This is a genomic window from Nocardioides marmoraquaticus, assembly GCF_054777915.1.
In genome coordinates this window covers 178,422-191,039 of the sequence record NZ_BAAHAA010000005.1, presented here as the reverse complement: position 1 = coordinate 191,039, position 12,618 = coordinate 178,422, and the positions used below count along the sequence as shown (strand labels likewise).

3 protein-coding genes are annotated in these 12,618 nt (G+C 75.4%); all 3 read left to right on the top strand.

The genetic code is table 11. The annotated features are described in order from the left end of the window. The first annotated feature begins 414 nt into the window (after window positions 1-414). The gene (locus ACYU8I_RS05895; RefSeq protein ID WP_460838458.1) at window positions 415-3,030 is read left to right on the top strand and encodes an FAD/NAD(P)-binding protein; all 2,616 of its coding nucleotides are present in this window, start codon (window positions 415-417) and stop codon (window positions 3,028-3,030) included. 134 nt (window positions 3,031-3,164) lie between these two features. After that, entirely contained in the window at window positions 3,165-12,206 is a 9,042-nt protein-coding gene (locus ACYU8I_RS05890; RefSeq protein ID WP_460838456.1) for a fatty acid synthase subunit beta domain-containing protein, read from the top strand. After that, window positions 12,193-12,618: a holo-ACP synthase AcpS gene (gene acpS / locus ACYU8I_RS05885; protein ID WP_460838454.1), complete on the top strand. Its 426-nt coding sequence runs from the start codon at window positions 12,193-12,195 to the stop codon at window positions 12,616-12,618. Before ACYU8I_RS05890 ends, acpS begins: the two co-directional genes overlap by 14 nt.

Genomic DNA, 12,618 nt, shown 5'->3' with positions numbered 1-12,618 from the left:
CGGCCGTCGGGTCGACCCGCACGGTCAGCCGCGACGACGTCGTCACGTTCGTCCTCACCTGCCGCCCGGCCGACGACGTGGTACCGGGTGGGTTCCGGGGCACCTGGTGCCCCGGGACCCACCCGCTCGTCGTCGCCCTGTTGTCACCGCCGTCAAGCGCTCGGTCTCACTTGTCCACCGACACGCTCCCGACACGCCGGGCCCTCTGGTGCGGTTCGGTCGAAAACCGTGGCCGCTGGTGCTTTTCGAACGAAAAGTCCCGCCACCGCCACCACGCGTCCGGCACAGATCGGAGCGCGCTCGCGTGATCCCGCGGCCCGGGCACCGCCTCTGCTACTTTTGTCGCCTGACTAAGTCGACTTAAGGGGAGACGCGCAGGTGGCTGGTGGCGAAGGGGACTGTTGCGTCGTCGTCGTGGGGGCGGGGGCGGGAGGGGCGCTCGCGGCGACCCACCTGGTGACCGCGTTGTCGCCGCGCCACCGGGTCGTGCTGGTCGACCCGGGCGAGACCACCGGGCGCGGGGCGGCGTACTCGACGACCGACGAGCGGCACCTGCTCAACGTCCCCGCCAGCGGCATGACCGCGTTCCCCCGCGACCCGGAGCACTTCTTCCGGTGGGTGCGGCGGCACAGGGACCCCGAGGCGCAGCCGCAGCACTTCGTGCCGCGTCGTTGGTACGGCGACTACGTGGAGGGCCTGCTCGAGACGGCGGCGGAATACCCCGGCAACGCCGGGCTCGAGCGCCGGCGGGCGCGCGTCACCGACGTCGCCCGGCGCGGGACGCGCTTCGTGGTGCGCGACGACCAGGGCGGCCTCACCGTCGCCCGGGCCGTGGTCCTCGCCGGCGGCACCCCGAGCGGGAGCACCTGGGCGCCCGACGAGCTGCGCGGCAGCGCGCGGTTCGTCAGCGACCCGTGGACACAGCCGCTGCCCGACGGCGACCTGCTGCTCGTCGGCACCGGCCTGACCATGGTCGACGTGGCCGTCAGCGCCGACCGGCCCGGCCGGACGCTGCACACGGTCTCGCGCCACGACGTGCTCCCCCGCGTGCACCGGGTGCCCACCACGCCCCCGGTGCCGCCGCCGCCCGGCATCACCCGGCTGGGCTCGCTCGCGGAGCTGCGCGAGGCCGTGGCCACGCACGTCGAGCGCACCGTCGCCGCCACCGGCGACTGGCGTCCGGCCATCGACGGGCTGCGGCCCGTGACGGCGCAGCTGTGGTCGGGGCTCAGCGAGGACGAGAAGCAGGTCTTCGTCAGCGAGCACGCCCGTGCCTGGGACGTGCACCGGCACCGGATGTCGCCCGAGGTCGCGGCGCGGCTGCGCGAGATCACCGAGGCCGGCCGGCTCGAGCGCCACGCCGGCACGGTGACCGGGGTGCGCGAGGTCGAGGGCGGTCTCGAGGTCGACCTGAGCGACGGCGCGACCGTCACCGTCGCGGGGGTCGTCTCCTGCACCGGCCCCGTCGGCACCATCGCCCACGACCCGCTCCTGACCACCCTGGCGCGGGAGGGCGTCGTACGACCCGGGCCGCTCGGCATCGGCGTCGACGTCGCCGACGACGGCCGCGTCCGAGGTGTGCTGCCGAGCACGATGCCGATCTACGCGCTCGGCTCGCTGCGCCGCGGCAGCCTGTGGGAGACCACGGCGATGCCCGAGATCCGCGAGCAGGCCTACAACGTCGCCCAGCGCGTCGTCCGGGCGCTGCACGGCGAGACCCGCCGCCGCCCCACCGACGTCTACGGCCTGTGCCTGACCACCACCGGCACCGCCGCCCGCTCCTACAACGACGCGCTGGGCCGGCTGCTGCGGCTGCAGGACGGCGCCGAGCGCGGGCTGCGCGAGGCCGTCCAGCACGACCCCGACTTCGTGCAGGCCCAGGCCGCGATCGCGCTGCTCGGCCACGAGTGGGGCACCTCGAGCGACTGGGGGCGCGCGCTCGACCGGGCTCACGCCGCGGCCGCCCGCCGCTCCATCGACGACCGCGAGGTCAGCTTCCTGCGGGCCGTGACCACGCGGCTGCGCAGCGACGAGGCCACCGGCGCCGCGGCCCTGCTGCGGCACGTGCGGCTGTTCCCGCGCGACGCGCTCGCCGTCAGCGTCGCCGTGCCGACGGTCGCCTTCGGCGGGCTCACCTCGGGCACCCAGACCGCGGCGCTGGTCGAGAGCCTGGGCCGGAGCTACGGCGACGACTGGTGGTACGCCGGCCAGCTCGCCTTCGTGCGCCAGGACCAGGCGCGCTGGGAGGAGGCCGAGGAGCTGGCGGCGTACGCCCTGTCGGTCGAGCCCTCCTCGGGCCACGCCGTGCACGCCCGCACCCACGTCTTCTACGAGACCGGCCGGCACGCCGACGGGCTGCGCTGGCTCGACGGCTGGATCGACGGCTGCGGCCGCCAGGCCAACCACCGCTCGCACTTCTCCTGGCACGCCGCGCTGCACGAGCTGATGCAGGACGACGTCGACGCGGTGCGGCGCCGCTACGCCCGCCAGCTCGCACCGCCCGGCGTCAGCGGCTCGCGGGCCCTCGTCGACAGCGGCGCGCTGCTGTGGCGCTGCCACGTCACCGGCACCTGGGACGACGACCTGCCGGCGCGCGAGGTCAGCGCCGCCGCCCCGACCGGGTGGCTGACCGGCCCACCCACGCCCTTCGCCGCCATGCACGCCGCGCTGACGCTGGCCGCCGAGGGCGACGAGACCGGCCTGGCGATGCTGCGCACCACGGCCTCGGCCCACCTCGACCCGGTCTTCCGCGACGTCGTGGCGCCGCTGTGCGGGGCGCTCGCCGACGTCGTCGAGGGCCGGTACGCCGCTGCGGGCGCCGGGCCGCGCGCCCTGCTCCCCCGGGCCGGCGCGCTCGGCGGCAGCGCCGCGCAGCGCGAGGTGCTGGAGGACACCCTGGTGCACGCCCTGGCCCGCTCCGGCGACACCGCGGCCGCGGCCGTGGTCCTGGAGCGCCGGCTCGACCGGCGCGCCTCGCCGCTCGACGCCCGGCGCCGGGCGGCCCTGGCGGGAGTGCGTCAGGAGGCCTGAGCACGGAGACCACCCGGGGGACGCCAGGACGCCCCGACGGGGGTACTCCGCGGTAGCCAGGAACGTGACGCTCTTCTCGGAAAAAACGTGAGGGAGGTTTCGCGTTAGGGCGACGAACATGACAGACTCCTCACATGACTTCGGTACCTCCGCGCACCCTGTCCTCCGACCACGCCACCCCCGACCGCGGCCACTCGCTGGCCGACCGCTTCGCCGGTGGCGAGGAGTTCGCCGTGACGTTCGGCGGCCAGGGCGCTGACTGGTTCGCGACCCTGAGCGACCTGCTCGAGGAGGGCGCCGGCCACGACCGCGTGGCCGCGCTGGTCGCCGAGTCGACCGAGCTGCTGCGCCCCGTCGCCGGCGAGGTCGCCGCGGCGCTCCCCCGCCCCTTCGCGCCGCAGGCGTGGCTCGACGAGCAGCCCGGCACCGACGAGACCCTGGCCATCGGCCTGGCGATCCCCGGCGTGCTGCTGAGCCAGGTCGTCGCGCTCGACCTGCTCGCCGCCGAGGGCCTCGACCTCACCCGCGTGGCCCCCGTCGCGGCCACCGGCCACTCCCAGGGCATCCTCGGCGTCGCCGCGTTCGCCGGCCGCAAGGAGGGCGCCGCCGACAGCGACGCCCAGCTGCTCGCCCTCGCGCGCCTCATCGGCGCCGCCTCCGCCATCGTCGGCCGCCGCGCGGGCCTGGTCGGCCACGGCGACGAGCACCCCATGCTGTCGGTCGCGGGCGCCTCGACGGCGGAGGTCGAGGAGCTGCTGGCCGAGGTCTCCACCGACGGCGACCGCGCCGTAGTCGCCGCCGTCAACGGCCCGCGCCGCGTGGTCGTCAGCGGCTCCCCCAGCGTGCTGACCCGCCTCCGCTCCGCCGTCGCCGCCCGCGCCGCGCGCGAGGCCGCCGAGGTCGAGTCCAAGTCGCGCGGCGGTCGCGCCTTCGCCCCCGTGCTCGAGTCGGTGCCGGTCGGCGTCGGCTTCCACCACCCCGCCCTCGCCCCGGCCGTCGACCTGGTCCGCGACTGGGCCGAGCGCTGCGACCTCGACAGCGGCCTGGCCGAGAACCTCGCCCACGCCATCTGCGTCGAGACCGTCGACTGGCCGCGCGAGCTGCGCGACGCGGTCGGCGGCGCCACCCGCTACGTCGTCGACCTCGGTCCCGCCGAGCTGTCGGCCAACCTCACGGCCCGCGCCCTGCGCGGTCGCGGCGTGACCGTCGTGCCCGCTGCCACCGCCGCCGGCCGCGACCTGCTGCTGACCCCCGGCGCGGAGGTGCGGCACGCGGCCGACTGGTCGGCGTACGCCCCCCGCCTGGTCGACCGCGGCGACGGCACCCCCGTCGTCGACACCGCATTCACCCGCCTGACCGGCAAGTCGCCGATCCTGCTCGCGGGCATGACCCCCACCACCGTCGACCCGGCGATCGTCGCCGCGGCGGCCAACGCCGGCCACTGGGCCGAGCTGGCCGGTGGCGGCCAGGTCACCGAGCAGATCTTCGCCGACAACGTCGCCCGCCTCGGCGAGCTGCTCGACGAGGGCGCGACCGCCCAGTTCAACACCCTCTTCCTCGACCCCTACCTGTGGAAGATGCAGGTCGGCGGCCAGCGCCTCGTGCAGAAGGCCCGCCAGGCCGGCGCCCCGCTCGACGGACTGGTCATCAGCGCCGGCGTGCCCGAGACCGACGAGGCGCTCGCGATCATCGACGACCTGCGTGCCTCCGGCATCAGCCACGTCGTGTTCAAGCCCGGCACCGTGAAGCAGATCCGCCAGGTGCTCGCCATCGCCCGCGAGACCGACGTGCCCGTCATCGCCCACGTCGAGGGCGGCGTCGCCGGCGGCCACCACTCGTGGGAGGACCTCGACGAGCTGCTGCTCGCGACCTACCCCGAGATGCGCGCGGTCGACAACCTCGTCCTGTGCGTCGGCGGCGGCATCGGCACCCCCGACCGCGCGGTCGACTACCTCCGCGGCACCTGGGCCCTCGCCCACGGCGAGGCCGCGATGCCGGTCGACGGCGTCCTCCTCGGCACCGCCGCGATGGCGGTCAAGGAGGCCACCACCACCGACGCCGTCAAGGACCTCCTCGTCGCCACCCCCGGCGTCCCCCTCTCCGACAACGGCGGCTGGGTCGGTGCCGGCCGCAGCGCCGGCGACGTCACCTCCGGCCGCAGCCAGCTCGGCGCCGACATCCACGAGATCGACAACGCGGCGTCGCGCTGCGGCGCCCTGCTCGACCAGGTCGCCGGCGACGCCGAGGCCGCGGCCGCCCGCAAGGACGAGCTCGTCGCCGCCATGGCGCCGACCGCCAAGCCCTACTTCGGCGACGTCGCCGAGATGACCTACGAGCAGCTGCTGCGCCGCTACCTCGAGCTCGCCGGCCCGAGCGACGACGCCGCCTGGCTCGACGTCACCCTGCGCACCCGCTTCGAGGAGCTGCTCGACCGCGCCCTCGCCCGCGTCGTGCCCGAGACCTCCGGCGAGGTGGAGCGCCCCTACGACCTGGCCCAGGTCGCGACCGACCCCGCCGCCGCCCTCGAGGCGCTGGTCGCCGCCCACCCGCAGGCCACCTCCTGCGTGCTGCACCCGGCCGACGTGGCGTTCTTCGCCGAGGTCTGCCGCCGTCCCGGCAAGCCCGTCACCTTCGTGCCGGTCATCGACGCCGACGTGCGTCGCTGGTGGCGCTCCGACTCGCTGTGGCAGGCCCACGACGCGGCGTACGGCGCCGACCAGGTCATCGTCATCCCCGGCCCGGTCGCCGTCGCCGGCATCACCGAGAAGGACGAGCCGGTCGCCGACCTGCTCGACCGCTTCGAGGCCGCCGTCGTCGCCGACCTGCGCGACGCCGAGGCGCCCGTGCTGCGCGGCGTCGCCCGCACCACCGTCGGCGACGAGGTCTCCCTGCTCGACGCCGCTCGCGACGCCCGCGACGTCGTGTGGGCCGGCCGCGTGGTCGACAACCCGCTGCGTCGCCTGGTCGGCACCGAGGCCGCCCTCGAGGCGGGAGACACGGCGAGCACCGCCGTGCTGCGCGTCCCGCTGACCCACGGCGAGCTCGCCCTCGTCGTCGACCTGTCGCACGTCGCCACCGGCGGCCTCCCCGTCATCAGCGAGGACGCCGTCACGGCCGCGATGACCGAGCTGCTCACCGTGACCGCGGGCGGCACGCTGCCGGAGGTCGAGGGCGACACCGCCACCACCACGGCCACCTGGACCCGTGACCTCGTCGCCGACCACGTCGGCGTCACCGACCCCGCCCGCCGTCGCCGCGGCGACAGCGAGCCCGACCCGCAGGCCGGCGCCGTCCCCGACGCGCTGGTCGGCCTGGCCTGGCCCGCCGTCTTCGCCTGCATCGGCCCCGTCGAGGGCCTGCTGGACCTGGTCCACCTCGACCACCGGATCACCGTGCTCCGCCCGCTGGCCGGCCTGGCCGACGGCACCGCGCTGACCGTGACCGCCACCCGCGCCGGGGTGGTCGACTCCGTCGCCGGCCAGGTCGTCTCGGTCGACGTCACGATCGCCGACGAGACCGGCGCCGTGGCCGAGCTGGCCGAGCGCTTCATGGTGCGCGGCCGCACCGGCTCCGAGGAGCTCGAGGCGCCGGCGCCGCTGGCGCCCGAGGCCGACGACCGGCCGCGCGCCCGGCTCGACCGCTTCACGACCACCGCGCCGCGCCACATGGGCGCCTTCGCGGCCGTCAGCGGCGACCACAACCCGCTGCACACCGACCTGCCCGCCGCCCGCCTGGCCGGCTTCGACGGCCCGATCGTGCACGGCATGTGGACCTCCGCGGTCGCCCAGCGCGCCGCGGCGTCCGCCGGCGCCACCCACCACCCGCGCCAGGTGCGCTCGTGGCTGACCCGCTGGGTCGCCCCGGTGATGCCGGGTGCCGAGGTCGAGGTCTCGGTCGAGCGCACCGGTGTGCTCGCCGGTGACACCGTGCTCGAGGTCAGCGTCCGGGCCGACGGCGAGCTCGCCATGGTCGCCCAGGCCGTCGTGGCAGCGCCCCGCACGGCGTACGCCTTCCCCGGCCAGGGCATCCAGAGCCCCGGCATGGGCCTCGACGCCCGCAGCCGCTCCGCCGCCGCCCGCGAGGTCTGGGACCGCGCCGACGCCCACACCCGCGAGGCCCTCGGCTTCTCGATCCTGGCCGTCGTGCGCGACAACCCGACCGAGCTGTGGGCCGATGGCGAGCTGCACCGCCACCCCGACGGCGTGCTCTTCCTGACCCAGTTCACCCAGGTCGCCATGGCCACGCTTGCCGTGGCGCAGGTCGCCGAGATGCGCGAGTCCGGCGTGTTCGTCGAGGGCGCCATCACCTGTGGCCACTCGGTCGGCGAGTACAACGCGCTGGCCGCCGTCACCGGCATCCTCCCGCTCGAGGCGCTGCTCGAGATCGTGTTCCGCCGCGGCATGGCGATGCACCACCTGGTGCCCCGTGACGCCCAGGGCCGCTCCGACTACCGCCTCGCCGCGATCCGCCCCTCGCAGATCAGGCTCGACGACGACGAGGTGGCCGACTGGGTCGCCGGCATCGCCGAGCGCACCGGCGAGTTCATCCAGATCGTCAACTACAACCTGCGCGGCTCGCAGTACGCCGTCGCGGGCACGGTCGCCGGTCTCGAGGCCCTCGAGGAGGAGGTCGCCGAGCGGCGCGCCCGCTTCGGCGGCAAGGCCGCCTTCATCCTGGTGCCCGGCATCGACGTGCCGTTCCACTCCTCCGAGCTGCACGCCGGCGTGCCCGACTTCCGGGCCACGCTCGACTCCCTGCTGCCCGAGACGATCGACCCGTCGCTGCTGGTCGGCCGCTACATCCCCAACCTGGTGCCGCGGCTGTTCTCCCTCGACAAGGCCTTCGTCGAGGAGGTCGCGGCGTACGTCGACTCCCCGCTGCTGAAGCCGGCCCTGGCCGACTGGGACACCTGGAGCGCCGACCCGAGCCGTCTCGGCCGCGCACTGCTGATCGAGCTGCTGGCCTGGCAGTTCGCCAGCCCGGTGCGCTGGATCGAGACCCAGGACCTGCTGTTCGCCCGCCCGGAGGCCGACGGCCTGGGCATCGAGCAGTTCGTCGAGGTCGGCGTCGCCAACGCGCCCACCATCGCCAACCTGGCCGCGCAGACCACCAAGCTGCCGTCGTACGACGGCGAGGCCCCGCGGATCCTCAACTCCTCGCGTGACGGCGCGGTCGTCTTCGCGACCGACACCCCGGTCGTCGACGACGAGGAGGACGCGTCGGTCGAGCCTGTCGAGACCACCGCCGAGGCGGCCGAGCCCGTCGAGACCAAGGCCGCTCCCGCCGCCCCGGTCGCGGCGGCCGGCGCCGAGCGCCCGGCCGACCTGGGCTACACCGCCGCCGACGCGACCACCACCCTGGCCGCGCTCCGGACCAAGGTGCGGCCCGAGCAGATCGGCACTGCCGACACGATCGAGGCGCTGTGCGACGGCGTCTCCTCGCGCCGCAACCAGCTCCTCGTCGACCTCGGCGCCGAGCTGGGGCTGGGTGCGATCGACGGCGCCGCCGAGGCCCCGTGGACCGCGCTGGGCGGCAACGTCAGCAAGCTGGCCCGCAGCTACTCCGCCTTCGGCCCGGTGCTGACCGAGGCCGTCGGCGACACGCTGCGCAAGTTCGCCGGCTCCGTCGGCGCCAAGCCCGCCGCGATCGTCGACCGCGTCACCGACACCTGGCAGCTCGGCCCCGGCTGGGTCTCCCACGTCCAGGCGACGCTGGCCTGCGGCCTGCGTGACGGCTCCTCGACCCGCGGCGGCTCGCTCGGCTTCGACTCGCAGCCCGGCGACCTCGCCTCCGCCGTCGACCAGGCCGTGCAGGCCGTCGGCGCCGCGCAGGGCGTGGCCGTCTCGATGCCCGCGGGCGGCGAGGCCGGTGGCGGCACCGTCGACTCGGCCGCGCTCGACGAGCTGGCCGAGACCATCACCGGTCCCTCCGGCGTGCTCGCCACCACCGCCCGCCAGCTGCTCGCGCAGCTCGGGCTGGCCGACCAGGGCGTCGCGCTCGAGTCCGACGACGACCTCGACGCCGAGCTGGTCGCGCTGGTCGAGTCCGAGCTCGGCTCCGACTGGGCCAAGAAGGTCGCCCCGGGCTTCGACGCCAAGCGCGCCGTGCTGCTCGACGACCGCTGGGCGTCGGTCCGCGAGGACCTCGCCCGCGCCTGGGCCGGCGACGAGTCGGTGCTCGCGCGCAGCTTCACCGCGCTCGACGCCAACGCGCTCTCGCAGGCGCAGTGGTGGCTCGACCGGGCCCGTACCGAGGGTCGCTCCGACCTGGTGGGCTTCTACGAGTCGGCCGTCGAGGCGGCCGCGACCACCCCGTCGTACGCCGGTGAGGTCGCCGTCGTCACCGGCGCGGCCCCCGGCTCCATCGCGGGCTCGGTCGTCGCCGACCTGCTCCGCGGCGGCGCCTCCGTGGTGGCCACCACCTCGCGGCTGTCGAAGGAGCGGCTCGCCTACTTCCGCGGCCTCTACCGCGACCACGCGTCGACCGGTGCCGCCCTGTGGGTGCTGCCGGCCAACCTGGCGTCGTACGCCGACGTCGACGCGCTCGTCGAATGGATCTCCTCGCCCGTGGTCGAGGAGGCCGGCGGCCAGCGCACCGAGCTGCGCCCCGCGCTCTCGCCGACGCTGGTCTTCCCCTTCGCCGCCCCGTCCGTGCAGGGCACCGCGGCCGACGCCGGCCCGCGCGCCGAGGTCGAGTTCCGCGTGTTGGTGTGGGGCGTCGAGCGCCTCGTGACCGGCCTGGCGTCGCAGGGCGCCGAGCACAAGCTCGGCCAGCGCGTCCACGTGGTGCTGCCCGGCTCGCCCAACCGTGGCCGCTTCGGCGGCGACGGGGCGTACGGCGAGGCCAAGGCGGCGTTCGACGCCTTCGTCACCCGCTGGCACGCCGAGCAGGCCTGGTCGGCCCGCGTCTCGCTGGCCCACGCCCACATCGGGTGGGTCCGCGGCACCGGCCTCATGGGCGGCAACGACCCGCTGGTCGAGGCCGTCGAGGCCGCGGGCGTCCGCACCTGGAGCCCCGTCGAGATGACCGCCGAGCTGCTCGCGCTGTGCACCCCCGAGGTGCGCGCCGAGGCGGCGACGCAGCCGGTCGTGAGGGACCTGACCGGCGGTCTCGGCGAGGCCGACCTCGACCTGGCGGCGCTGGCCCGCGAGGCGCGCGACGCGATGGTCTCGACAGGCTCGTCCAGCGACGCCGTCGAGGGTGACACCGTCACCGCGCTCACCCACCCGGCCGGCTGGGCCGTCTCGCAGCCGACGATGGACTGGGCCGACATCGACGCCGCCCCCGAGGACCTCGTCGTCATCGTCGGCACCGGTGAGGTCGGCCCGGTCGGCTCGACCCGCACCCGCTTCGAGATGGAGGTCGAGGACCACCTCTCCCCCGCGGGCGTGCTCGAGCTGGCGTGGACGACCGGCCGCATCGTCTGGGAGCACCAGCCCAAGGCGGGCTGGCACGACGCCACGACCGGTGACCCGCTCACCGAGTCCGAGGTCGTGGAGCGCTTCGGCGAGGAGCTCGAGGCCAGCGTCGGCATCCGGCGCTTCCGCGACGACAACCAGCTCGTCGACGGCACCGCTCCGCTGATGGTGTCGGTCTACCTCGACGAGGACACCTCGTTCGTGGTCCGCACCGAGGACGAGGCGCGGGCCTTCGCCGAGGCCGACCCGCAGCACACCCGGATCGCGCCCGGCGAGGACGGCGACTGGGTCGTCACCCGTCTGGCCGGCGGCCAGATGCGCGTGCCGCGGCGCTTCAAGCTGACCCGCTTCGTCGGCGCACAGGTGCCCGACGGCTTCGACCCCGCGGTCTGGGGCCTGGGCTCGATGGTGGAGTCGGTCGACCGGCTCGCCGCGTGGAACCTCGTCGCCACCGTCGACGCGTTCGTCTCCAGCGGCGTCACGCCGGCCGAGCTGCTGCGCTGGGTGCACCCCACGCAGTTCGCCAACACCCAGGGCACCGGCATCGGCGGCATGCAGTCGACCCGCCGCATGTACGTCGACGCGCTGCTCGGCGAGGAGCCGCCCAACGACGTCCTCCAGGAGGCGCTGCCCAACGTCGTGGCCGCGCACACCGTGCAGTCCTACCTCGGCGGCTATGGCGCGATGGTCCACCCCGTCGCCGCCTGCGCCACCGCGGCCGTCTCGGTCGAGGAGGGCGTCGACAAGATCAAGCTGGGCAAGGCCAGCGTGGTCGTGGCCGGCGGCTTCGACGACCTCGGCATCGAGGGCATCCTCGGCTTCGGCAACATGAGCGCCACCGCCGACACCGCCCAGATGCTCGGCAAGGGCATCGAGGAGCGGCACGTCTGCCGTCCCAACGACCGCCGCCGCGGCGGCTTCGTGGAGGCCCAGGGCGGCGGCACCGTCGTGCTGGCCCGCGGCGACGTCGCGGCCGACCTCGGCCTGCCGGTGCTCGGTGTCGTGGCGTACGCCGCCTCGTTCGCCGACGGCATCCACACCTCCATCCCGGCGCCCGGCATCGGTGCGCTCGGGGCGGGCGTGGGTGGCACCCGCTCGCCGCTGGCCCGGTCGCTCGCGACCCTCGGCCTCGGCGCGGACGACCTGGCCGTGGTGAGCAAGCACGACACCTCGACCGCCGCCAACGACCCGAACGAGTCGCAGCTGCACGAGAAGCTCGCCGCCGCGCTCGGCCGCACCACCGGCTCCCCGCTGTTCGTCGTGTCGCAGAAGTCGCTGACGGGTCACTCCAAGGGTGGCGCCGCGTCGTTCCAGCTCAACGGCCTGTGCCAGATGCTGGCCAGCGGCGTGGTCCCGCCCAACCGCGGCCTCGACTGCGTCGACGACCAGCTCGCCGTCAACGCCCACCTGGTGTGGCTGCGCGAGACCCTGGCGGCCGGCCCGCTCAAGGCCGGTGTGCTGACCAGCCTCGGCTTCGGCCACGTCTCGGCGATGATCGTGGTGGCGCACCCCGGTGCGTTCGTCGCGGCGCTGCCGTCGGACCGTCGCGAGTCGTGGCTCGAGGAGGCGACCGCCCGCCTGGTCGCGGGCGAGACCCGTCGCCTCGACGCCATGCACGGCGGCGCGCCGCTGTTCGAGAAGGCCGAGAAGCGTCGCTTCGCCTCCTCCGACCTGGCGGAGACCAAGGCCGACGAGAGCGCGATGCTCGTCGACCCGGAGGCGCGCCTGGGCGAGGACGGGGTGTATGCCCGAGCCTGATCCCGCGGTCCCGCTCTCGTTGACGGGCGCGGCGGGGGTGGGGGTCGACGTCGTCGGCATCTCCGCCTTCGCCGCGCAGCTCGACGAGCCGGGCACCCGCTTCGCCCGCGTGTTCACGCCGGGCGAGCGGCGTACGACGGGTGGCGAGCCGCAGCGGCTCGCCGCCCGCTGGGCGGCCAAGGAGGCCGTCATCAAGGCGTGGTCGAGCACGTACGTCGGCCCCGACCCGATCTCGCGCGACCACGTCGACCTGCGCGAGATCGAGGTCCGCACCGACGCCTCCGGCCGCCCCTCGATCCGCCTCCACGGTGAGGTCGCCCGGCTGATGACCGGCTACGACGTCCTGGTCTCCCTCACCCACGACCCCGCCGCGGACACCGCCGCCGCGTTCGTGGTGCTGGTGCGCGCCTGA